The following is a 23,418-nucleotide window of genomic DNA, read 5'->3' as shown; positions in this document are numbered from 1 at the left end:
CACTACGACTCCCCTCCCAGGTCAGCGGGGCGTGACCAGCCGTGCCTCGTACGCGAACACCGCCGCCTGCGTCCGGTCCCGCAGGCCCAGCTTCACCAGGATCCGGCTCACATGCGTCTTGATCGTGGACTCGGCGACGAACAGCCGCGTGGCGATCTCCGCGTTCGACAAACCCTGCGCGATCAGGACCAGCACCTCCGTCTCCCGGTCGGTCAGATCGCCGTACGCCGCCCGCGCCGTGGCCGAGAGCCGGGGCTCCTCCGCGAGCTTGGAGAACTCGGTGATCAACCGCCTGGTCACGGACGGAGCGAGCAGCGCCTCCCCGGCGGCCACCACCCGCACCCCGTCGGCGAGCTGGCGTGCCGAGGCGTCCTTGAGGAGGAAGCCGGAGGCGCCCGCGCGCAGCGCCTGGTACACGTATTCGTCGAGGTCGAACGTCGTCAGCACCAGCACCTTCGCGGCGCCGTCCGCGGCGACGATCTCCCGGGTCGCCTCGATCCCGTTCATCTCCGGCATCCGGATGTCCATCAGCACGACGTCCGGGGCGAGCTCACGGACCCGCTCGACCGCCTCCCGGCCGTTGACCGCCTCGCCGACCACCTCGATGTCCGGCATGGCGCCGAGCAGCACGGAGAAGCCCTCGCGGACCATCACCTGGTCGTCGGCGATCAGGACACGAATGGTGCCGCCGGCAGCGCTCGTCATCCTGTCTCCTCCACGGTCGCGGGCACCGGCAGGAACACCGCCACCTCGTATCCCCCGTCGCCCGTCACGCCCGCCGTCATCTCGCCGTCCAGCATCGAGACCCGCTCGCGCATGCCGGTGATGCCGTGCCCCGCGCCGTGTGTGGACTTCGTCAGGCTCGCCGTCGGCGCCGGGCCGTTGACTATGCGCAGGCCGAGCCCGCCGAGGACGTAGCCGATCTCGACCCGGGCCGCCGCGCCCGGGGCGTGCCGCAGGGCGTTGCTCAGGGCCTCCTGGACTATGCGGTACGCCGACAGCTCGACGCCCTGCGGGAGCTCGCGCACCGCGCCGGTGACCGCCTTCCCGACGGTCAGGCCGGCGTCGCGCACATTGGCCAGAAGCGTGTCGAGGTCGGCGAGGGTGGGCTGAGGTGCGTCCGGCGCCTCGTAGTCCTCCGCCCGTACGACCCCGAGCACGCGGCGGAGCTCGGTCAGGGCCGCCACCGCGTTCTCCCGGATCGTGACGAAGGCCTGCTCCAGCTCGGGCGGCGGGTTCTCCACTCGGTACGGGGCGGCCTCGGCCTGGATGGCGACCACCGACATGTGGTGGGCGACCACGTCGTGCAGCTCGCGGGCGATCGTCGTGCGCTCCTCCAGGAGGGTGCGCCTGGAACGCTCCTGCGCCGTCTCCGACTGGTGGGCGGTCACCTCCTGCTCCGCCTCCCGGCGCACCTGGAGGACGGTGACGACCAGGAGAGCCACGGCGGAGACGAAGAGCAGCGGCACGGTGTTGGAGCTGTAGTACCCCCCTTGGAAGAAGATCTCGGCGACGAATCCGTACACCGCGGTCAGCATCCACATCCACGCGGCGATGCGCGGCCGGGTCCGGAGCGCCACGACCGTCAGCACGACCAGGTGGGTGACGAAGCTGCCCGGCATCCACGGCCAGTCACTCCACTTGATGAAGAAGACCCCGGCGGCCGGTGTAGCGGCGAACGAGAACCAGAAGGCACCGACGGGCCGGATCAGGGTCAGCAGGACCGGGAGCAGGGCGAGGAGGCTGCACACCAGTGCGATGAAGCTGCCACTGCCGCCGCTGGCGGTGTTCGCTATGCCCATCGCGAAGAGTCCGGCCGCCACCACCGCGGCGTGCGGGGTCCAGGCCGCGTACTTCCGGATGCCCTCGGGGAGCCGCCGGGTCAGCGGTCCGTCCACCCGCATCCGCGGCAGCGGACGGTAGGCGAACGCGTCATGGAACATGTCCTGCCGCAGCCCGCGCAGGGCGTCCGCGGCCAGCCGGAACTCCGGGCTGCGTGGCTTGGCCCCGCCCGGCGGCGTCATCTGCGTCTGGGTCGTCTCGGTCACACTGAAGACGGTAGGCCGCCGTGGGGGCGGTGGTCGTCACCAGGGAGGAGGGTCCTTCGGGGTCCGTCTCAGGTACTACGGGTATCCCCGCCGTCCCTCGTCGGAGGGGTGGATCGTAAGGGCGGAGGGGCGCGCGCGGGGTAGTCGCGGCGGGTGGGCGCGGCGGGTGGGGCCCGCCGCCGCTCAGTAGCCGGACGGGCGTACCAGTCCTGACTCGTAGGCGAAGACCGCTGCCTGGGTGCGGTCGCGCAGGCCGAGTTTCACGAGGATGCGGCCCACGTGGGTTTTCACGGTCTGCTCGGCGACGACGAGGCGCTCGGCGATCTCCGCGTTCGACAGGCCCTGGGCGATGTGGGCGAGCACCTCCGTCTCGCGCTCGGTCAGCTCGCCCACCCGCTGCTTGAGCGGAGAGCGGGGTGTGGAGTCGAGCCGGGAGAACTCGGCGATGAGACGGCGGGTGATCCCGGGTGCGAGCAGGGCATCGCCGGCCGCGACCACCCGTACCGCCTCGGCGAGCTGGTCCGCGGAAGCGTCCTTGAGCAGGAACCCGGAGGCGCCGGCTCGCAGGGCGTCGTACACGTACTCGTCGAGGTCGAAGGTGGTGAGCACCAGCACCTTGATCTGGGGCGTGGCCTCGGTGATGCGTCTGGTGGCGTCGATACCGCTGAGCTCGGGCATGCGGATGTCCATCAGGACGACGTCCGGGGTGAGTTCGGCGACCTGGACGACCGCGTCCATGCCGTCGACCGCCTGGCCGACCACCTCGATGTCGGGCTGGGTGTTGAGCAGCACGGTGAAGCCCTGCCGGACCATCTGCTGGTCGTCGGCGATCAGTACGCGGATGGTGCCGCTCATCTTGGGTTCTCTTCTCCTGCGAAGCCTGTGGAGCCAGGGGAGTCAGACGCGTTCGTCATGGCCTTGGAGTCCCGGGGGTTCGTGATGGCCGTGGAGTCCGGGGGGTTCGTGATGGCCGTGGTGCCCACGGACTTCACGACGATCGCGGCGCCGGTGGAGTCGCCGCCCGCGGAGCCGTCGGCGTCGGAGGCGTCACCGCGGGGCAGGAAGGCCGCCACCACGAAGCCGCCGTGCGAGGTCTCCGAGGTCACGAGGGTGCCACCGAGCATCGCGGCACGCTCCCGCATACCGAGCAGACCGTGTCCCGCGCCCGGTGACGGCGGGGCCGGGCGCTCGGGTCTGGAGTTGATGACCCGCACCTGGAGGCCGCGGGGGAAGTGCCACAGCTCGACACGGACGACCGAACCGGGCGCGTGCCGCAGGGCGTTGCTCAGCGCCTCCTGGATGATCCGGTACGCGGACAGCTCCACGCCAGGCGAGAGGGGGAGCTGCTCGCCGGTGATCTCGGTGGTCACTTCCAGACCGGCCGCGCGGGTGTTCTCGACCAGAGCTTCGAGGCGGTCGAGCGTGGGCTGCGGGGAGCCGGGGCTGGCACCGGCGCCGGCCCCGAGGCCGTACGGGTCCTCGGGGTTCTCCGAGCGCAGGACGCCGAGGACGCGGCGGAGCTCGGTGAGTGCCTCCAGGGCGTTCTGTCTGATGCCCTCCAGATTCTCCTTCAGCTCGTTCGACGGGTTCTCGACGAGGTGCGGGGCGACCTGGGCCTGGATGGAGATCACCGACATGTGATGGGCGACCACGTCGTGCAGCTCGCGCGCGATCCGGGTGCGCTCCTCCAACAGTGTGCGGCGCGCCCGCTCCTCCGCGGTCAGCGAGGCCTGCTCGACGAGTTGGCTGCGGGCCTCGCGGCGGCCGCGCAGGGCGGTGCCGAGGAGAACGACGGCGGCGAAGACGACGACCGCCAGCACTCCCGTCGAGGAGTACGAAACGGCGCCGAGGAGCCCCTGGAAGACGTACGTCAGCAACGCGGTGAGGGCCAGTGCCTCCATGGCCACCCGGGTGGGCACCCGCAGAGCCAGCAGGAACAGCACGATCGCGTGCGCGATAAGGCCGGGAGGGCCCCACGGCCAGGCGACCTCGCTCTCAAAACGGCCGGCGTGCGGCGAACTCAGGCCGGAGCGCGCCGCCTCGGCGGCCACGAACGTGGCGACCAGCGAGAGCCACCAGGCCGGAACGGGCCGCCACAGCACGAGCACCATGCCGATGCCCTGGGCCAGCGCGGTCAGCACACCCAGCTCCGCGTCGGCGCCGGAGACGGTGCTCATCTGTTCCGTGTTGGCGAGGGTGGCGACGACCGCGGCCACGATGACCACGACATGCGGGAACCACCGGAGCCACCGGGGCCGCGACAGGGGCGGCAACGGCAGCCTGGCGAAGTTCGCCCCGTCCTCCGCCAACGTCCGCACGACTTGGCGGATTCGCTGCCCGATCCACTGCGGGACCGACGGCTGCGGCGGTGTGTCGGAGGCGTCGCCACGCTCGATGCTGTTGTCGCTCGCGCCGCTCACGGGGTGAACCCTAGGCACGGGGCACCGCCTTGGCTCCGGCGGGGTCGGGACGGCGGTGGACGCGGACGACTCGGGAAGGCCGGCCCATGCGACGGCGGGGGCCGCTCTCCCAGGTGCGAAAGGCGGACCGGCAGACGGCGAGGGCGAGGGCGAAGACAGGGAGCCAGGTGAGACGGGCCGCCACCCAGCCGAGGCTGTCGGGGACGGTGTGCAGGCCGGGGAGCCGTCCCATGAGGAGGCCCAGGGCGGTGACCGCCATCAGGGACGTCTGGTGCCACAGGAATATCGTCATCGCGGAGAGATTGGCGAGGGCCACCGCGGCCCAGGCCACGGGGCGCCTCGTCCAGCGGCGGAGCGGCCCCCGCAGCAGCAGGGCGAGACCGCACTGGGCCAGCCCGAAGGTGACGACGGCCAGCGTCGGCGGGTTCAGGTTGGAGACCGCCGCGCCCGGAACGCCGACCATCGAGGCCGGATAGCCCGCCCAGGCCACCAGCCCCGCGGTCGCCGCAGCCCCGCAGCCGAACAGCACCCAGCCCGCGCGACGACTGTCCAGCTCACCGCGCGTCCAGGCCGCGCCCAGCGTGTACGGCACCAGCCAGCCCGCCGCGACGTTCACCCAGCCCAGCCAGGACGGACCACCGAAGCCGAAGCGAATGAGATCCACATGGAGAACGACGACCAGCGGCCACAACGGGTTGATCCGCGTCAACAGGGGCGTCGCCGCCGTCAGTCCCGCGAAGACCAGGAGGAACCACAGCGGGGACAGCGCCAGCTTCACCAGCACGTGGACCGTCTCGAAGCCCGTGCCCGACGCGAGCAGGCAGGCCGCGGCCACCGTCCAGAGGGCCAGCACCGCCGCCACCGGTCTGCCGAGCCGGGCCAGTCGGCCGCGCAGCCACTGCCTGTACGTCGTGCCGCGGGCCCGCGCCGACGCATAGCTCTTCGTGGCCACATGGCCGCCCACCAGGAAGAACACGGCGAGCGTCTGGAACAGCCAGGAGATGGGCGCCAGCCAGGGCAGGTACCGCAGCGGGCTCGCCGTACGCAGCGCACCGCCGTCCGCGACCAGGGCCGTCACCAGCCAGTGGCCGAGTACGACACCGAGAATGGCGAGGGCGCGCAGGGCGTCGACCGCGCGGTCCCGATCCGCGGGGGTCCGCTCGTCGATACGACGGGCGCCGGTCCGTATGCCGTGTGCCGCCGCCCGTATGCCTGCGCCGGGTACGGCCGTTCGCACGGGGTGCGGGTGAGTCTCACGCACGGGTTACCTCCGAGGTGTCACCGAGGACGATTCGGGCGAGGTTGTCCAGGGACACTGAGCCCGGGGTGAAGTAGTCGCTGTGGCCGACGCCGCCCGCCGCGAAGACACGGGCGCCGAAGTCCGGGGAGACCGGGTCGGCGCCGAAGCCGACGGTGGTGCCGAAGAGGTCGACGCGTGCGTGCGGGACGTCCGCTATCCAGTCGCCCGCACCGCGGGCCGCCCAGACACGGGCGGGGGTGTGCAGCGCCGCGACGGAGTCCGCGCCGGTGCCCGGGCTGCCGACGAGGGCGATGTCGTCCACGTCCAGGCCCCGCGCCGCACGTGCGCAGACCACCGTGCCGTAGGAGTGGCAGAGCAGGGAGACGGACGCCTCCTCGCCCAGGACGCCGCGCAGTTCGCGTATGAACCCCTTCAGGCGCGGGGCCGCGTCGTCGGCCCGGGCTGTGGTCAGCACCGTGGTGCTCACCGTGCGGGGTGCCTCGTAGCCGAGCCAGGCGACGACGGCCGTACGCGGGCCGAGGTGCCCGTGCAGGGAGAGGGCGCCGGCGCGGAACCGGTCGTACGTCTCCAGGGTGGTGTCGGAACCGGGGACCAGGACCGCGACGCGATCCGCCTCGGCGAGGTCACCGAGGACCTCGACGGCCTGCCCCGGGCCCCGGCCGTCGAAGGAGAGGAAGTGGCGGGAGGTGTCGGCCATGGCCCGGTCGGCGGCGGCGCGGGTGCTGTCGCCGCTGTCCGCGGCCATCCTGGCGGCCTCCGCCGCGTTCGCGCCGTTGGCCGCGTACGCCTCCTCCAGCGTCGATGCCGTCACCGGTGCGAGTGCCGCGGGTGCCGGGGCGGGGATCCGGGGCCGGGCGGCGGCCGCGGCCACGGGGACGACGACCGCACTCATGACCAGCACGGCGAGCAGGGTGCGGCGCAGTCGCCGGACCGCTCGTCCGGCACGTCCGGCACGTCCGGCACGTCCGGCCGACGTGCGCGTCGGCGCCACGGGGACCGTGACGGGCGCCGGCGTCGCGACGGGCACCAGCCTTGCGACAGGCGCCGGCGTCGCGGCCAGCGGCGGCGTCGCGGCCGACTTCGGTGCTGGTGCTGGTGCCGGTACCAGCGCTGCGACCCGCCCCGGCGTTGCGACGGGTTCCGGCACCGTCATCGGAACCGGCACCCGCCCCGTAGGCGATATCCCGCTCCCCGCCTCGCCCGCCCTCTCCCCGAACCCCATGCCGACCTTCCCTCCCCGTACGCCCGCTCATCGGGCGCCACTGGATGGGAAGTTACGGATCGTCACCTGTGGTCGGCGTCCCGCCAGGGAGCTCACCTGAGAGCTAGCTCTCAGGTATGACGGGTATGACCGAGCAGCCGGCACAGGCCGCTCACCAGCCGCTCACCAGCCACCCACCGGCCATTCCCGGGGCAGCCGAACACCGGCGCCGCTCACCGGCCCCCGCCCCGGGCGCCCACCGACCAGAACCGCCCGGACAACCCAGGTGAACCGGACGACCCGGACGGCCCGGACAACCCGGCAACCAGCCCCCGCCCTCACCAGGCCAGTTGGGCGATCTCCTCCGCCACCACCGCGCACGCGTCCGCCGCCGGGTCGATCAGGGGGAAGTGACCGACGTCCTCCAGGAGCGTCAGGCCGACCACCTCGCCCGCCTTCGCCGCCGCGTCTGCGTAGGACTCGGCGACCGCCTGCGGGACGACGAGGTCGGTACGGCCTTGCACGAGGGTCGTGGCGATCCCGGTGGGGAGGAGGTGCGCCGGGTCGGCGTAGGGCAGTCGGTCCGCGAACACGCCCTCCCCGCCGAGGAGTTGACGCGCGGCCCCGCCGCACACGTCGAGCTTCTCCGCGACCTGGAAGTCCGCGATCGGGGCGAGGGCGACGACGCCGCGCAGGGGCGCCGGGCGGTCCAGGTGCCAGGGCGCGTCGGCGGGCAGGAGATGACGGCCGGAGGCCCACAGCGCGAGGTGACCGCCGGCGGAGTGGCCCGTGACCACGATGCGGCGGGAGTCGGCCTGCGGCAGCTTCTCCCGTACGAGCGCGGGCAGGGCGTCGAGCGCCGCCGCGACGTCGTCGAAGGTGTCCGGCCAGCGGCCGGCGACCGGACCGTCGCCGCCCTGCGAGGGAATCGCGGCGCCCCGGCGGTACTCGACGTTGGCCACCGCGAACCCGCGGCGGGCCAGGAAGTCCGCGAACGGCGTGATGTGACGGCGGTCGTAGGGGGCGCGCCAGGCGCCGCCGTGCAGGACGACCACGAGGGGGGCGAGGACGGCGGGGTCGGGCTCACGCGGGGCGTAGAAGTCGATCACCTGGTCGGGGTGGTCGCCGTACGCGGCACTGACGTCGGGATCGACCGGCGGGTGCGAGAAGGCGGACGCCTCTTCCGCGGCATCGCGTCGCGCCGCGGCCTCATGGATCGCGGCGGCGTCACCCCCTCCCGGGTGCGCGGTGCCACCCCGCGCGTCCGCGTTGCCGCCCAGCGCATGCGCGTCGGTCCCGCGTGGGGTGGTCCCGTCCGCGGCGTCGTCCCGGGCTGCGGCGTCGTCCTGCATGCTCCAACCTCTCAGCGGTGTAACGGATTTGGCGGACCAGGGAAGAGTTCGGCCGTTGGCGGGGACGGTATCAGGCCCGTGACGTGCACCGACACGCGGATGTCACGCTCGGTTAGGGTTAAACGGTTCTACTGTTTCGTTACGCTGAGAAGCGGGCCCGCGCCCGACGCCGACACGGAGGCGCGCGCCCGCGGTCCCGTCCGCGAAGGAGTACGCCATGTCCGCCATGTCCGCAGAGCCCGGCACCGTACGTCCCGGGGGGCGCACCGCCCGCGTCCGCGCGGCCGTGCTCCGTGCCGCGGGTGACGTGCTCGCCGAGCAGGGCTTCGCGCATCTCGACCTCGCCGACGTGGCACGCCGGGCCGAGGTGGGGAAGACCACGGTGTACCGGCGGTGGGGTTCCGTCACCGGGCTGGTCGCCGATCTGCTGAGCGACATGGCGGAGCAGTCGTCGCCGCGCGCGGAGACCGGGTCGGTGCTGGGTGATCTGCGGGCCAATGCCGCGCTCGTACGGCGGACGCTCGCCGATCCCCGGCAGGGGGCGCTGTTCCGTGCGGTGATCGCGGCGGCTGCGTGTGACGGGCGTACGGCGGAGGCGTTGCGGCGGTTCTACGAGGTGCGGGTGGCCGAGTGGGCGCCGTGTGTCGAACAAGGGGTTGTCCGGGGGGAGTTGCCTGTGGGGACCGACGCCGCGGTGGTGGTTCGCGCGGTGTCGGCGCCGTTGTACTACGGCCTGCTCACCAGCGGGGTGGCGCCGGACGACGATGCCGCGGAGCGGGCCGCGGCGGCGGCGTTCGCCGCGGCCGCGGCCGGGGTGTACGTCGTCCGCCGGTGAGTGGGGCGGAGTCAGGGTTTTCGCCCCCTCCGCCCCTTCCCGTCCCGTATCCGGGGGCTGCGCCCCCAGACCCCCCTTTCGCGCTTCGCGCTCGTCCTCAAACGCCGGACCGGCTAGAAGACTTCTCCGAGCACCCTCGCCGCCCGCTCCACGTCACCGAAGCCGACGTACAGCGGAGTGAAACCGAACCGGAGGACGTCCGGGTGGCGGAGGTCGCCGATCACGCCGCGCTCGATCAGGACCTTCATGATCTGGCCCGCTTCCGGGCAGCGCAGTGCGACCTGGCTGCCGCGTTCCGCGTGTGCGGACGGTGTCACGCACTCGACGCGGCCCTCGGGGACGTACGCCGAGACGCATTCGAGGAAGAAGTCCGTGAGAGCGAGGGACTTGGTGCGGACGGAGTCCACGGAGACGCCGTCCCACACCTCGAGGGCGGCCTCCAGGGCGAGCATCGACAGGATGTCCGGAGTGCCCACCCGGCCCCGCCGGGCACCCGGCGCCGGTTCGTAGCCGGAGCTCATGCCGAAGGGGTCGGTGTGGGAGTTCCAGCCGGGCAGCGGGGAGTCGAAACGGTCCTGGTGCTCCTCGCGCACGTACAGGTACGCCGGTGAACCCGGGCCGCCGTTCAGGTACTTGTAGGTGCAGCCGACCGCGAGGTCGACCCCGTGGGCGTCGAGGTCGACCGGCAGGGCGCCCGCGCTGTGGCACAGGTCCCAGACCGCGAGAGCGCCCGCCGCGTGGATCGCGGACGTCAGGGACGGGAGGTCGTGCAGGCGGCCGGTGCGGTAGTCGACGTGGTTCAGGAGAACCGCGGCCGTACGGGGGCCCAGCGCGTCCGGGACCTCATGCGGTGCGACGGGGCGCAGCGTGTGACCCGTCAGGCGCGCCGCGGACTCCGCGATGTACCCGTCCGTGGGGAACGTCGTGGCGTCGACCAGGATCTCGTCCCGGTCCTCACCCGTGAGCTTCACCAGCCGGACGGCACCCACAACCGCCTTGAAGACGTTGACACTTGTGGAGTCGCCCACCACGATCTGGCCGGGCGCCGCGCCGACCAGCCGCCCGATCCGGTCGCCGATCCGCTCCGGCGCCGTCCACCAGCCGCTCTCGTCCCAGGACCGGATCCGCAGCTCGCCCCACTGACGGCGTACGACGTCGTCGAGGTGACCGGGGACGTTCGCGGGCAGCGCGCCGAGCGAGTTCCCGTCCAGGTACACCACGTCGTCGAGGACGAACCGCTCACGCAGCCCGGCCAGTTCGTCGGCCGAGTCCAGTTCCTCGGCCCTGGCACGCGGCTCAGACATGGGACCGCGCCGTCCAGAGCTCCGGGAACACGTTCTTCCGCGTCCGCTTCTCCAGCCAGGCGACCCCCGCGGAGCCGCCGGTGCCGGTCTTGGCGCCCATCGCGCGGCGGGTGGCGACGAGATGGTCGTTGCGCCAGCGCCACACCAGTTCGGCGACATCGGTCAACGCCTCGCCGAGACGGGCGAGTTCGGCGTGCTCGTCGCCCGCGTACAACGACGTCCACGCCTCTTCGACAGCCTGCGAGGGCTCGTAGCGCAGGGACACATCGCGCTCCAGCACGGCCGCCGGGATCGGGTGCCCGCGCCGCGCCAGCAGCCTCAACACCTCGTCGTACAGGCTCGGTTCGTGCAGCGCCTTCTCCAGCTCCGCGTGGACGCGCGGCGCGCCCCGGTGCGGGACCAGCATGGACGCGGACTTGTCGCCGAGCAGGAACTCCATCCGGCGGTACATCGCCGACTGGAAGCCGGAACCCTCACCGAGGGCGCCGCGGTAGGAGTTGAACTGCGCGGGCGTGAGCTGCGCCAGGGGCCGCCAGGACGCGTTCAGCGCCTCCAGCTCCCGTACGGAACGCTTCAGCGCGGCCACCGCGACCGGCACCCGGTCATCACGGAGCGCGTTCGCCGCGGTCTCCCACTCGTGGACGATGACCGTGAACCACAGCTCCATGACCTGGGTGGTCACCAGGAAGACCATCTCGCCGGGATCGTCGGAGCGGAGGTGCTGAAGGTGGGTGAGGACGTCCGCCTGTACGTAGTCCTCGTAGGGCGTCGTGCCGTGGAAGTCGAGATGCGGGGTCTCGGGCTCCTGAGCCTCTGCGGGCAGGGCCTGCTGGGACGACATCGCTGTCTCCTGATGCGTACTCCGGGTAGCGGTCCGCCCCTGCCGATTCCGACACGGGGGCCCCGGTCCCCACCGGCATCCTCCGCAATCGTCCACCACAAACGCAAGGTCCGCCTGGTCACACCAGGCGGACCTGCACAAACGTGCCGCGTACTAGCCCAGCGTGTGAGCCGCCGACGGCGAGGAGTCCTTCAGGAACTGGCTGCAGCGCTCGTACTCCTCCTGCTCGCCGATCGCCTGCGCGGCGCGGGCGAGGCCGTGCAGGGCACGCAGGAAGCCGCGGTTCGGCTCGTGCTCCCAGGGGACCGGGCCATGCCCCTTCCAGCCGCTGCGGCGCAGGGTGTCGAGGCCGCGGTGGTAGCCGGTACGGGCGTAGGCGTACGACTCGACGACACTGCCGCGCTCGTACGCCTCGTCCGCGAGCCGCGCCCAGGCGAGGGAGGAGGTGGGGTACTTGGCGGCGACGTCGGCGGGGGCCGTGCCGTTCGCGAGGAGCTCGCGGGGCTCCGGGTCATCGGGGAGGTGGGTCGGGGGCGGTCCCCCGAGGAGGTTCTCGTGAATCGTCATGGTTTCCAGTCTGCGCCATTCGCCGCCGCGGGCTGTACGGGGTGTGGCGCTGTTTCGCGGGGGAGGGCGGCCTGCGCCGGTCACTGTTTCGCGGGGAGGGCGTGCCGTGCCGGATGCTGCTTCGCCGGGGAGGGCGTGCCGTGCGGATGCTGCTTCGTCGGGGAGGGCACCGCGCACCGGATGCTGCTACGCCGGGGAGAGCACCCCGCACCAGGTACCGCTTCGCCGGGGAAAGCACCCCGCGCCTGTGACGGCGTCCGGCTGTTTTCGCCCCCGCCGCCCCTACCCGTCCCATCCCGTTCCTGAGGGCTGCGCCCCCAGACCCCCCTTCGCGCTGACGCGCTCGTCCTCAAACGCCGGACGGGCTGAAAACAGCCCCTCCAGCTCAGCCCCGCCTGGACGGCTCCAGCGGCGGAACCGTGACCCACCCGTGTGTGCGGCACTCGGGGCGCCGGCAGTCCGGTGCGGGGCGGCGGACGGTCGCGAAGGCCACCACCGCGCCGAGGACGAGCACCCCGGCGCACAACGGCATCGCACGGCGGAACGCGGCGTCGAAGGCGTCCGCCGACCGGTACGCCTCCGCCCCCATCCCGGCGAGCAACGGCAGCGCGGCCACGGCGATGAGGCCGGCCGAGCGGGCCGCCGCGTTGTTGATACCGCTGGCGAGCCCGGCCCGCCCGGTGTCCACGGAGGCGAGCACCGTGGCGGTCAGCGGCGCGACCAGCGTCACCATCCCCAGCCCCATGACCACCAGCGCGGGAAGCACATCGGCGACGTACGAGGCGCCCTCGCCGACCCGCAGCATCAGCAGCATCCCGGTCGCGCACAGCAGCGGCCCCACCGTGAGCGGGATACGCGGCCCGATGCGCTGGGCGAGCTCGCCCGAGCGGGCGGAGAACAGCAGCATGAGGACGGTCGTGGGCAGCAGCGCCGTACCGGCACCGAGGGCCGAGTAACCCGCCACGACCTGGAGCTGGAGCGCGGCCAGGAAGAAGAAGCCGCCGAAGGCCGCGTACACGCACAGGGTCACCAGGTTGACCGCGGTGAACTGGCGCGAGGCGAAGATGTCGAGCGGCATCATCGGATCGGGGCTGCGCCGCTCGACGTACACGAACGCCACGCCCGCCGCCACGCCCGCGACCGCCGCCACCCACACCAGCGGGGAACCGCCGCGCGCCTCGATCAGCGCGTACGTCACCAGCGCCAGCGACAGGGCGCCGAGGACGGCTCCCAGCACGTCGAAGCCCCGGTGCGGATGCCCACCCCCGGCAGCTGCCTCACTCGCACGCGAGGTACTCCCCGCAGACTCGGGAACGTGCCGCAGGGCGATCGGCGCGCACAGCAGCGCCACCGGGATGTTCAGCAGGAACACCCAGCGCCAGCCGGGTCCGTCCACCAGCCAGCCGCCCAGGAACGGGCCGACCGCCGCGCCGACGCCCCCGAACCCCGACCACAGGCCGACGGCCCTGGCCCGGTCGTCGGGATGGAAGGAGGCCTGGATGAGCGCGAGCGAACCGGGTGTGAGGAGCGCCCCGCCGATCCCCTGCAACGCCCGGGCGGCGATCAGCACGCCGCCGCTCGGAGCCAGCCCGCACAGCAGCGAGGCGGCGGCGAACCACACCACCCCGATGACGAAGACCTTGCGCCGCCCGAAGCGGTCGCCGAGCGAGCCGCCCAGCAGGATCAGCCCCGCGAGGGTCAGCATGTACGCGTTCACGGTCCACTGGAGGGCAGCGAGGTCCGCGTCCAGGTCACGGCCGATCCGGGGCAGCGCGACATTGACGACCGTCGAGTCCAGCATGGCCATGCTGGAGCCGAGGACGGTGGTCAGCAGGATCCACTTGCCCGCGGGGCTCGAGATCCTGACGCCGGGTTCCGCCGGTTTCTCCTGCGCGGGAGCAGCCATACCCCGGAGCATACGGAAGGGCCCGGCACCGCGCGGGTGCCGAGCCCCAACAGGAGATGTCCGTTACCGGATGACCGTTACTTCAGCTTGGTGCCCGTCGAGCGCAGCGCCGCGCAGGCCTCGGTCACACGCGCGGCCATGCCGGCCTCGGCGAGCTTGCCCCAGGTGCGCGGGTCGTACTTCGACTTCGTGCCGACCTCGCCGTCGACCTTCAGGACGGCGTCGTAGTTGCGGAACATGTGGTCCACGACGGGCCGGGTGAAGGCGTACTGGGTGTCGGTGTCCAGGTTCATCTTCACGACGCCGTTCTCCAGCGCGGTGGCGATCTCCTCGGCCGTGGAGCCGGAGCCGCCGTGGAAGACGAAGTCGAACGGGCTCGCCTTGCCGTACTTGGCGCCGACGCCCTCCTGGAGGTCCTTGAGGAGCTCGGGGCGCAGGACTACGTTGCCCGGCTTGTAGACACCGTGCACGTTGCCGAAGGACGCGGCCAGCAGATAGCGGCCCTTCTCGCCCAGGCCGAGGGCCTCGGCGGTACGCAGCGCGTCGTCGACCGTCGTGTACAGCTCGTCGTTGATCTCGTGGCTGACGCCGTCCTCCTCGCCGCCGGTCGGGGTGATCTCGACCTCAAGGATGATCTTCGCGGCGGCGGCCTTCGCGAGCAGCTCCTGGCCGATGGCCAGGTTGTCGGCGAGGGTCTCGGCGGAGCCGTCCCACATGTGCGACTGGAAGAGCGGGTTGAGGCCCTTGGCCACGCGCTCGGCGGAGACCTCGATCAGCGGGCGGACATAGCCGTCCAGCTTGTCCTTGGGACAGTGGTCCGTGTGCAGCGCGACCGTGACGTCGTACTTCGCGGCGACGATGTGCGCGAACTCGGCGAGCGCGACGGCGCCGGTCACCATGTCCTTCTTGTACTGGCCGCCAAGGAACTCCGCGCCACCGGTGGACATCTGGATGATGCCGTCGCTCTCCGCCTCCGCGAAGCCGCGCAGCGCAGCGTGCAGGGTCTGCGACGAGGTCACGTTGATGGCCGGGTAGGCGAACTTGCCTGCCTTCGCCCGGTCGAGCATCTCGGTATAGACCTCGGGGGTTGCGATAGCCAAGACACAATCCTCTCATGCGGGTGTCGCGGGGCTGGGAGAGCCACTGCGCCGTGGCCGTTCGGCCGTCTGGTGTGCGCCCCCAGGCTACCGCCGCGCCGAGGTGCGGGAAGAGCCCGGATGTCCTCGTACGAGAAGTTCGCCAGACTCACGGTGTCAAGCCGAAGTACGACCCGCGCATCGAGGGCATCGACGGCCAAGATTCCGCGTTCGAGCTCGTGCCCGCCGATGCCCGCTACGTTCCCCGATCAACTCGCCGAAATGCCGGCGCGAGGGACTGCGGAAGGCGGGATGCGCCCTCAGGTCGCGCTCGGTGAACGTCGCACTGGGGCCAGAGGCCGGTGCGGCCTCTGGAGAGCTCCTGGGGGGCGCCTCAGGAAACAGGCTCCTGGTACTCCTGAGGGATGTCCTCGGGCGTGCACCGGTAGTGGGCGACAAGCCGGTCCGTGGCGCCGGGGAACTGCACCCCGGCAGCTCTGGCCAGGGCGGCGATGTCACCGAAGTCAAAGACTGCGCTGTACTTCGCGTGGGGTACCAGGTCTTGCCAGACACGGACGCTGACGCCGTGCTCACGAAGAAACACGGTGCGGTCCTGCGCGCTCTTGGCGGTCCAGACATCGCGGAACTTCTCTCCGGTGCCCTCGAAGGTGTCACCGACCGATTCGGCGAGCAGTTCCCTGAGCGAGCCCCGCTTGCTCGTCTGCGCTTTCAGGAGGCGCCAGTACGTCTCCTCCATGTCCGGAGTGTCGTACCGCCCCGCGCTGTAGTCGTGCTCCAGCTTCGCCAGCCGCTGCTCCACTTTCGCGAGCGACGCTTCGAGTTCCCGTCGACTGCCCGGAACCCTTCGCATGACCTCGAGTTCACCAATGGCGTCGTTCAAGGTCGCGTCGAAGATCCCTTCCAGTTCGGACACGCGCATGTTCATCCGGGCGTCGCATGCGCCCTTCTTCGCGCGCTTCGAACAGCGGTAGTAGGCGTGGTATCGGCCGTGCTTCCTGCTGACGGAGGTGGAGCCGAGCGAGCTGCCGCAGGAACCGCACAGGACGATCCCGGTGAGCGCGTATTTCGAGACTCGCGCCCGGGGCTGGGTGTTCGCCTGCTTCGGTTCCAGCCTTGCGATGAGTTCGGACCACTCCCCGAAGGACATGAACGGGTCCTCCGCGATCAGGACGGGGTTCCCCCTGTCGTCCTCGATGGCCTCGCCCTTGTACGTGTAGACACCCGCGAACGCGGGCCGCCGCACGGCGTTGCCGACGGTCGTCTGTTGCCAGTACGCGCCCTTGGGTTCGAGACCCCGTAGCGTCAGCCGGTAGTCGCTCCAGGTCGGTTCCTTCGCCTCGTTCAGGTCCAGTGCGATCCTGTTGAACGTCTTCCCGTCCGCGACCCCCTGAACGATTCGGTCCATGACTGCGGCGTACCCGGGGTCCCTGACGAGGATCTTGCGGTTCTGTCCCGGAACGCGCTTGATGGCATAACCCATGGGCGGAGTACCACTGACCCAGGACAGATTGTCGAGACGGTTTCGCACTCCCTCGTTGACGCGCTTGATGACGGCGTCGAGTTCGGCTTCGGCGAAGACGGCGGTCACCTGCGCGACCATCTTCGTCTGAGGGTTCTCGGAGTCATATCCCTCGAAGACGCAGATGACGCGCTTGTCGTTGTCCCGCCCCCACTCCAGAAGCTGGTTGAAGTGGAGCGCACGGCGTGTGAGGCGATCGACCTTGAAGGCGATGATGCCGTCGAACTCGTCCGCACGCCCAGTAAGCCACTTGCCGAGGCCGGGACGCTTGAACGGAGAGAGCCCCCCGGATACGTCCGCGTCCTCGGCCCAGCCGATGAGAGTCCCAGGAAAGTGAGGCGCGTTGACGTAGTACTCGATGCTCTCGCGCTGCCCTTGGATCGATGTGGACGCGTCCGTGTCCTGGGAGATCCTGAGTACGCCGAGATAGCGCCGGTGCGTGACCATGCTCCGACGCTAACAGCGCGTTTGTGTTTAAGTGTCCAGTTCTTTCATTTTGATGTGCATCTACCCGACCTGTCAGTCCAGGCCCAGTTCGTCCTTCGAGTACGCGAACAGGTACGGCACTCCGGCGCCCGCCTCGATCTTCTCGGCCGCGCCGGTCGCCCGGTCGACGATCGTCGCGACGCCGACGACCGTGGCACCGGCCTCGCGCACCGCCTCGACGGCGGCGAGCGGGGAGCCGCCGGTGGTGGAGGTGTCCTCGACGACGAGCACGCGGCGGCCGGCGATCTCCGGACCCTCGACACGGCGCTGGAGCCCGTGCTCCTTGGCGGCCTTGCGGACGACGAACGCGTCCAGCCGCTTTCCGCGCGCGGCGGCGGCGTGCAGCAGGGCCGTGGCCACCGGGTCGGCGCCCATGGTGAGCCCGCCGACCGCGTCGAAGTCGAGCCCGTCGGTGAGGTCGAGCAGCACCTGCCCGACCAGCGGCGCGGCCTCGCCGTCCAGCGTGACGCGGCGCAGGTCCACGTAGTAGTCCGCCTCGAGACCCGAGGAGAGGGTCACCTTGCCGTGCACCACGGCCTTGTCCTTGATCTGCTGCAACAGCGCGTCGCGTACGTCACTCATACGGCCAGCTTAGAGGCGCCGCCAGGTCCAGGTCGTGGCCGCCTCCAGGGGTTCGATGGGGGTGACCAGGTGGGGAAGGGTGTTGAGCCCGTTCGGCGGCCCGGTCTGCGGCTCGACGCACACGGCGGCCGCCTGCTCGTCGTACACGACGACCCACTCCTCACGGCTGGCGACCTTCAGCTCCAGCTGGCCGGGCCAGGTGAGCGTGACGTCGACCCCGTCCGGCATGCCGAAGCAGTCGTCCCAGGGGCTGGGCCCCGGCTCGACGCGCCGTCCGGTGGGGAGGTGGTCATCGCCGCGCTCCTCCTGCCAGGCGGCGGTGAAGTCGACCGTCACGTCCTGCTCCCCGAGGTTCCGGTTGAACCACGGGTGCCAGCCGATCTGGGCGGGGAAGGAGGAGTCGTACGCCTCCACGGACATGGTGAGCGTCAGGGCGTCCTCGGTCAGGGTGAACGCCTGGGTGACGCGGCCCGGGTGGGGCCAGGGGGCGATGAGGTCGTACGTGATCACGGCCTCGTTCGTGGTGGTGCGGGCGGTGCGCCAGGCGGCGTCCCGGGTGGTGCCGTGGATGGCGTGCGGTGGGGAGTTGAGCGGCATCTGCTGGACGGTGGCGCCGTCCAGGAAGCGGCCGTCGCGGAGTCTGCCGCACCAGGGGACCATCGGGAAGCACCCGAACTTCGCGCCCTGGCGCAGCAGTTCGATGCCTCCGACTCGCAGACTCCCGACCCGTCCGCCGTTTCCCGGCAGCACGGTCACCTCCGCGTCACCCGCGGTCAGCGTGATGTCTTCGCTACTCACGGGGGTGACCCTACTGGGGCGGGGACGCGGAGAGTTTTCTCGCCCCCTCCGCCCCTGCCCGTCCCGTTCCTGGGGGCTGCCGCCCCCAGACCCCCGCTTCGCGCTGACGCGCTCGTCCTCAAACGCCGGACGGGCTGGAAATAGCCCCTCCGGCGTTTGAGGAGCGGGGTCTGGGGCGGAGCCCCAGGAACAAGGGACGGGCAGGGGCGGAGGGGGCGAGAAAGCCCAACCCGCGGCCCTCAGTGCCGCTTGCGCAGGGCCCGCGTCACGACGATCGCCGACGCGAGGGCGAAGGCCGCCGCGGGGGCGGCCCAGCGGAGGGTGGCGCGGGCGTTGGTGGTCTCCGGGGCGGGGACGGGGGCATAACGGCCCCGGGGCGGTGAGTGGTCGACCTCCTCCGCACTGCGGCCGATCATCGTCCGCCGAGCGTGCGCGGCCTCGGCGATGGACTCCTCCTCGACCGAATCCAGTGACTCGATGGATTCGAGGGATTCGAGGGATTCGTCCCCGAACTCCCCCCCGAAGCCCTCCGCCACGAGATCGTCCTCGACCGAGGGCTCGACCGGAGGCTCGACCGGAGGCTCAAGAGACGGCGCCGGCACACCGGCGTCGAAGTCGGCGGGTGAGGGTTCGGCCGGCTCGGACGGCACCGCCGACGCCGCGGCCAGGTTCTCCAGGAACCGGTCCAGGAGCCGCACCACGGCGGCGGACACCGCGTCCGGTGCCAGCTCCGACACCCGCCCGTCGGCGGACCCCGTGCCACGGACGGTGACCGTCGTACCGCCTTCGGCGGGCAGCAGCCGCAGCGCGAGAGTGAGTTTCACCGAACCGCTGCCGCGGGCCTCGGTCGCGTCGCCCTCGACGGCATAGGAACCGTCCTCCTGGGCGGTGACGGAGAGCGTGCCGCGGTAGGTGATCGTGTGGCCGCCGAAACGGACTTTCAGCCGGCCGGAGACCGGTGGAGTCCCCGCGTCCTGCTGGAGCCCGGGGACCGCCCGGGCCACCCGCGCGGGATCGCCCAGCGACTCCCGCAGCCGCTCGGCCGGAACCGGAACGTGCACCTCATGCTCCATGTCGGCCGAGCCTACCCAGCACGACCGGGACCGCACCCTCGTACGACGGGATTCCGGCGGGATTCTCCCGCCCGCGACTCACTCGGCGTATCGCGGATGCACCAGCGTGGAGGGCGGCAGGCCGGTGATCCGGGTGCGGGAGGCCGCTCGCGCGTCCGCGGCCAGGGCGGCGGGCGTCAGGGTGCGCGGGCTCGGGCTCGCCGGATCCAGGCCGAGCGACGGTGCCGCACCGGAGGTTCCCGGACGGGCCGCCAGGACGAAGCCCCAGTCGCACGGGGCGGGTGACGTGCCCGCCGTGCGGTCGGGGCCGGCCGCGAAGCCGGTGTCCCGCCCGCCCACGCGGTAGGGCGCGGTGCGCAGCCCGGAGGTGCGGATCGTCGTGTCGATCGTCCAGAAGACGCGCGGGCGGGTGGCCACGGGACCCGCGTGGACCGCGAGCCGGCCGCCGGGAGCCAGGACGCGGCGCACCAGGCCGTAGAACTCCTGCGAGTACAGCTTCGTGCTCGCCGTGATGCCGGGGTCGGGGAGGTCGGAGATCACCACGTCGTACGTCGAGGGGGCGCCGCGCAGCCAGGTGAAGGCGTCCGCGGTGACCACGCGCATCCGGGGGTCGGCGTACGCGTGACCGTTGAGCCGGGACAGCGCGGGGTCCTGGCGGGCCAGCCGGAGTACCTCGGCGTCGAGTTCGACCTCGTCGACATGGTGTACGCCGGGATACCGCAGCACCTCGCGGGCGGCGAGTCCGTCGCCGCCGCCGAGGATGAGCACGCGCGCGTGGGGGCCGTTCATCGCGGGGTGGACGAGGGCTTCGTGGTAGCGGCGCTCGTCGCGGCCGCTGACGCGGAGGCGGCCGTCGAGGAAGAGGTCGAGCGGGCGGCCGTGGGTGCCGCCGGTGAGAACGACCTCCTGCACCCCCGTCTGGACCGCGACCCGCACCTCCGCCCCGTACACCGCGTGCCGCGCCGCCCGCTCGAAGTCGTCGACCAGTGCCGCCGCCGAGGCGAGGAGGCCGAGCACCAGCAGGTTGGCGACGATCAGCGCCCAGCGGGCGCGCCGGGTCAGGTCCCTGCGGAACAGGCCGAGTACGAGTGCGCCGCCGGCCAGCGCGTTCACCCCGCCGGTGCACAGCGCGCCGGTGAGCTGGCCGAGCCAGGGCAGCAGGAGGAAGGGAAAGGCCAGGCCGCCGACCAGCGCGCCCACGTAGTCCGCCGCGAAGAGGTCCGCCACCGCGCCGCCGGGGTCCTGACGGCGGACGCGCTGTATCAGCTCCATGAGGAGGGGGACCTCGGCGCCGATCAGCACGCCGATGGTGAGGGAGAAGGCGACCAGCAGATAGCGGGAGCCGTCCGCCCAGGCGCCGCCCCAGTCGCCGGTCCAGGCGAACACCGCGTACAGGACCATCGCGCTGCTGCCGCCGACCAGGGCGAGCGCCGTCTCGACCGCGCCGAAGCCGGCCGCGGCCAGCGGGCGCAGGCGCTTCGCGGCGAGGGAGCCGATGCCCATGGCGAAGACCATGACGGAGAGGACCACGGAGGCCTGGGTGACGGAGTCACCGATCAGGTACGAGGCGAGGGCGACGAGTTCGAGTTCGTACACGAGTCCGCACGCGGCACAGACGAACACCCCGGCGAGGACGAGGAACCGGCCGGTTCGCGGGCGGACGGGCAGCCGCGCCTGCCCCTGGACGCCGCCCCAGGACGGGGGCACGCCGGGGGGTGCGGGCGCGTGCGGTTCGATCACGTTGCGAACGGTACGTCACGGCGACACTACGTCTCGTCACCCACACGTGTGGAACTGGCGCGTTCAGGTGTAACCGGAGTTGACGCGGGTCGCGTCCTGGGGCGCCGCCTCCGGATCCCCATTGCCACACCCGGGGGCTCCGCCTCCGGCCCCCTGTCGCACCCCGCGGCTCCGCCCTCCGTCCTCAGACGCCGGACGAACTGAGGAGATCCGCCTCCGCCGCCATCCGCACCCCCACCCGTGTCCGGGTCGCCACCAACTGGCCGTCCTGCGGATACGCGTGCCACGTACGCCAGTGCACCTGCCCCTCGTGGCGCTGGGCCAGCATGGCGGTGAAGGCGTGCGGGCTGCCCGGGAAGACGCCCGCCAGGCCGTTCGGGTGGTCGGCTACGAGGGCCAGCAACTCCTGGGCGCGGCCCGCGAAGGAGCCGTGGGAGAGGGTTTCCACGCGGGCCGCGAACTCGTACTCCCAGTCGCCGACCCGCTTGGCCACGCCGAGCGGCAGAGGCGTACTGCTGCCGGGGATGCACGCGACGGTCTCCGAACAACTGCCCTGTTCCTCCTCCAGGAGGACCTGGTGGGACGCGCCGAGGAGTCTCAGCTGCATTTTCGCCCCGCGGAGTTCGAGATCGAGGATGGCGAGCGCGGGCAGCGGCTCGCGCCCCAGGGTCCAGGCGAGGTCGGCCGCGCGCGTGTCGGTGTACGAGGTTTCGAGGGTCGTGAGCATGGGTCGGCTCCGCTAGCACGCAAAGGGAGGTGGGGGGTCCGGCGCACCCGGTGGGTACCGGGAGATCGGCCCGGTCAGCCCGGTCTGGAAGGACGATCCGAGGCCTGTCGTCCTCTTGGCGTCTTCCCCCAAGGGGCGGTGCCAGGCGTCGCCCGGCAGACGTCATGGCGACGACAGGGCCTTGGGGCTGCGTTGGTGATTTAGAGGGAATCATGAACTGTGGCGCCACCACAGCGTTTTTACCCAACTTCGTGGGGTTTCCATCCCCCCGAGGGCTTCACAGCTCAACTGTTCAACTACGGCGTGCGCCCCGGCGCGTGGAAGTGCCCGTCGGCGGTCGTCGCCCGACGGGCACTTCTTCGTGCTCCGGATGCGGTTCCCCCGAGGAGCTCAGCTGCCCCGTGTCAGCTGCCTCCGCCGCATCCGCCCCCGCCGCCACAGGACGACGACGAGCCGCCGCCGCAGGAGGACCCGCCTCCGCAGGACGACGACGAGCCGCCGCAGGACGAGGCGCCACCGCTCGCCCCGCCGGCCCACCAACTGTGCGAGGAACCGCCGCCGCGCGACTTCTTCCTCTTCGAGGCCTTGGCCGTCTTCGACGCCTTCGTCAGCGCCACCTTCTTGTCCTTCCGCCCGCGGAACCCGAAGATCGCGAACAGGGTGCTGCCGAAGACCGCCAGGATGATGCCGATGACCATGGCTCCACCCTCCTTTCGTTCCCCCGAGACGACCCCCCGTGGGCGCCTCGCTACTTGCGTGAGAGGGGGATGCCCTCGCGTCTCACGTGCCAAAGCAGAGTTGAGGAACTCCAGAGGGTTCGCGCTTTCTGAGCGTGGAGGATCTGGCAGGTGCCCGCTATACGTCGGCAAGAGACCTGTGGCAAAGCAGGATGCCGACCCCGAGGAGGCGGCCTCTTTGGAACTGCCGCTCGGAGCACCCGTCATGACTGTCGTGCACACAGCGCGCGCCGAAGATGGGCGAGTGCTGGAAGTCTCAGAATCCACATGGCCGGCGGACCGGATCGTCATCGTGGACGAGTACGCCATAGAGCCAGAGGCTGTTGAGCCCGACTCCCCCTCGGAGGTCTGAAACGTGAGCTTCGCCGATCTGCCCCCCGGAGTGCACGCGCCAGTGATGCATGACCACTGGTGGTGGCGCCCTGGCTGGCAGGCCGGACAGCGCGGCTACGCCTGGCACCTGACGTTTTCAGGGCAGGCGCAACTGCATCGACTGACCAGCGCGTATCAGCTCACCCTGGCCCCGTTCCAGACACTCGACATGGTCCCAATCCAGTGGCTGCACCTCACCATGCAGGGCATGGGCTTCGTCGGCGCGACCAGCACGGACGAAGCAGCGAAGACCACGAAGGCTGCCCGAAGCCGACTCTTGGACCTGCCGCCCCTGACCTTCGGCTTTCAAGAGCCCGTGGTAGCCGACGAAGCGGTGGTCCTACCGCTGGACGATGAAACCGGGGTTCGAGCGGCACGTGCTGCGATCCGCTCCGCGATGGGAGCCTCCAGCGAACGACCCAAGTAATCGAGACCTCTGATCCGCCCAGGATCGGGGGTCTCTGTATGTGGCCTGCTAGGTGCCAGGGACCTGATCAACGGCCGTTTGGGTTGCTAGCGTTGCTGCTAGACCTAGCAGGGCGAGGTGCTAGG

At 71.5% G+C, this 23,418-nt stretch carries 22 protein-coding genes; 3 read left to right on the top strand and 19 right to left on the bottom strand.

Annotation, left to right across the window (positions count from 1 at the left end):
- Positions 1-21: 21 nt before the first annotated feature.
- From ACIBLC_RS22575 to ACIBLC_RS22545, 7 genes are all read right to left on the bottom strand, one after another.
- The gene (locus ACIBLC_RS22575; protein WP_399212903.1) at positions 22-705 is read right to left on the bottom strand and encodes a response regulator; all 684 of its coding nucleotides are present in this window, start codon (positions 703-705) and stop codon (positions 22-24) included.
- A complete protein-coding gene (locus ACIBLC_RS22570; protein ID WP_399212902.1) occupies positions 702-2,048 on the bottom strand; it encodes a sensor histidine kinase in 1,347 nt (448 codons plus the stop codon). Before ACIBLC_RS22570 ends, ACIBLC_RS22575 begins: the two co-directional genes overlap by 4 nt.
- A gap of 183 nt (positions 2,049-2,231) precedes the next feature.
- Entirely contained in the window at positions 2,232-2,903 is a 672-nt protein-coding gene (locus ACIBLC_RS22565) for a response regulator (RefSeq protein WP_399212901.1), read from the bottom strand.
- Positions 2,900-4,390, bottom strand: coding sequence for a sensor histidine kinase (locus tag ACIBLC_RS22560; protein WP_399213179.1), 1,491 nt, complete (start codon positions 4,388-4,390; stop codon positions 2,900-2,902). The genes ACIBLC_RS22565 and ACIBLC_RS22560 overlap by 4 nt, the downstream gene beginning before the upstream one ends.
- Positions 4,391-4,478: 88 nt before the next feature.
- Complete coding sequence (locus ACIBLC_RS22555) at positions 4,479-5,678, bottom strand: acyltransferase (protein WP_399213178.1); 1,200 nt, start codon at positions 5,676-5,678, stop codon at positions 4,479-4,481.
- 43 nt (positions 5,679-5,721) lie between these two features.
- Positions 5,722-6,720, bottom strand: a complete 999-nt coding sequence (locus tag ACIBLC_RS22550) for an alpha/beta hydrolase (RefSeq protein WP_399213177.1) — start codon at positions 6,718-6,720, stop codon at positions 5,722-5,724.
- Positions 6,721-7,268: 548 nt separating this feature from the next.
- On the bottom strand, positions 7,269-8,282 hold the full coding sequence (locus ACIBLC_RS22545; RefSeq protein ID WP_399212900.1) for an alpha/beta hydrolase family protein: 1,014 nt from the start codon (positions 8,280-8,282) through the stop codon (positions 7,269-7,271).
- A 226-nt stretch (positions 8,283-8,508) separates the two neighbouring features.
- Here ACIBLC_RS22545 and ACIBLC_RS22540 point away from each other — a divergent pair, with 226 nt between their 5' ends.
- Positions 8,509-9,117 carry a TetR/AcrR family transcriptional regulator gene (locus ACIBLC_RS22540; RefSeq protein WP_399213176.1) on the top strand — a complete coding sequence of 203 codons (609 nt, stop codon included), beginning with the start codon at positions 8,509-8,511 and terminating at the stop codon, positions 9,115-9,117.
- 113 nt (positions 9,118-9,230) lie between these two features.
- Here the strand turns inward: ACIBLC_RS22540 and kynU are convergent, their stop codons facing one another.
- The 12 genes from kynU to ACIBLC_RS22480 form a co-directional block, all read right to left on the bottom strand.
- Complete coding sequence (gene kynU, locus ACIBLC_RS22535) at positions 9,231-10,421, bottom strand: kynureninase (RefSeq protein WP_399212899.1); 1,191 nt, start codon at positions 10,419-10,421, stop codon at positions 9,231-9,233.
- Positions 10,414-11,262 carry a tryptophan 2,3-dioxygenase family protein gene (locus ACIBLC_RS22530; RefSeq protein ID WP_399212898.1) on the bottom strand — a complete coding sequence of 283 codons (849 nt, stop codon included), beginning with the start codon at positions 11,260-11,262 and terminating at the stop codon, positions 10,414-10,416. The genes kynU and ACIBLC_RS22530 overlap by 8 nt, the downstream gene beginning before the upstream one ends.
- A gap of 153 nt (positions 11,263-11,415) precedes the next feature.
- Entirely contained in the window at positions 11,416-11,829 is a 414-nt protein-coding gene (locus tag ACIBLC_RS22525) for a DUF3151 domain-containing protein (RefSeq protein ID WP_399212897.1), read from the bottom strand.
- A gap of 385 nt (positions 11,830-12,214) precedes the next feature.
- Positions 12,215-13,735: an MFS transporter gene (locus ACIBLC_RS22520; protein WP_399212896.1), complete on the bottom strand. Its 1,521-nt coding sequence runs from the start codon at positions 13,733-13,735 to the stop codon at positions 12,215-12,217.
- A gap of 77 nt (positions 13,736-13,812) precedes the next feature.
- Positions 13,813-14,835 (bottom strand): class II fructose-bisphosphate aldolase, encoded by a 1,023-nt coding sequence (fbaA, locus tag ACIBLC_RS22515; protein ID WP_399212895.1) that lies wholly within the window; start codon positions 14,833-14,835, stop codon positions 13,813-13,815.
- A gap of 370 nt (positions 14,836-15,205) precedes the next feature.
- Complete coding sequence (locus tag ACIBLC_RS22510) at positions 15,206-16,798, bottom strand: recombinase family protein (protein ID WP_399212894.1); 1,593 nt, start codon at positions 16,796-16,798, stop codon at positions 15,206-15,208.
- Positions 16,799-16,870: 72 nt separating this feature from the next.
- Entirely contained in the window at positions 16,871-17,419 is a 549-nt protein-coding gene (gene pyrE / locus ACIBLC_RS22505; protein ID WP_399212893.1) for an orotate phosphoribosyltransferase, read from the bottom strand.
- Positions 17,420-17,428: 9 nt separating this feature from the next.
- Positions 17,429-18,217, bottom strand: coding sequence for an aldose 1-epimerase (locus tag ACIBLC_RS22500; protein ID WP_399212892.1), 789 nt, complete (start codon positions 18,215-18,217; stop codon positions 17,429-17,431).
- Between the two features lie 239 nt (positions 18,218-18,456).
- Positions 18,457-19,290: an SRPBCC family protein gene (locus ACIBLC_RS22495; RefSeq protein ID WP_399212891.1), complete on the bottom strand. Its 834-nt coding sequence runs from the start codon at positions 19,288-19,290 to the stop codon at positions 18,457-18,459.
- A 78-nt stretch (positions 19,291-19,368) separates the two neighbouring features.
- A complete protein-coding gene (locus ACIBLC_RS22490; protein WP_399212890.1) occupies positions 19,369-21,030 on the bottom strand; it encodes a polyamine aminopropyltransferase in 1,662 nt (553 codons plus the stop codon).
- 184 nt (positions 21,031-21,214) lie between these two features.
- Positions 21,215-21,757, bottom strand: coding sequence for a DUF2617 family protein (locus ACIBLC_RS22485; RefSeq protein ID WP_399212889.1), 543 nt, complete (start codon positions 21,755-21,757; stop codon positions 21,215-21,217).
- Positions 21,758-22,161: 404 nt separating this feature from the next.
- A complete protein-coding gene (locus ACIBLC_RS22480; protein WP_399212888.1) occupies positions 22,162-22,455 on the bottom strand; it encodes a hypothetical protein in 294 nt (97 codons plus the stop codon).
- Between the two features lie 100 nt (positions 22,456-22,555).
- Between ACIBLC_RS22480 and ACIBLC_RS22475 the strand changes: the two genes are divergently transcribed.
- Both ACIBLC_RS22475 and ACIBLC_RS22470 read left to right on the top strand, forming a co-directional pair.
- A complete protein-coding gene (locus tag ACIBLC_RS22475; protein WP_399212885.1) occupies positions 22,556-22,846 on the top strand; it encodes a UTRA domain-containing protein in 291 nt (96 codons plus the stop codon).
- Between the two features lie 3 nt (positions 22,847-22,849).
- Positions 22,850-23,293 carry a hypothetical protein gene (locus ACIBLC_RS22470; RefSeq protein WP_399212884.1) on the top strand — a complete coding sequence of 148 codons (444 nt, stop codon included), beginning with the start codon at positions 22,850-22,852 and terminating at the stop codon, positions 23,291-23,293.
- The last annotated feature ends 125 nt before the right edge of the window (positions 23,294-23,418 follow it).

The sequence above is a fragment of the Streptomyces sp. NPDC050535 genome (genome assembly GCF_044457665.1).
In the GTDB taxonomy this organism is placed as follows: Bacteria; Actinomycetota; Actinomycetes; order Streptomycetales; family Streptomycetaceae; genus Streptomyces.
This window is presented reverse-complemented; position numbering and strand designations above follow the sequence as displayed.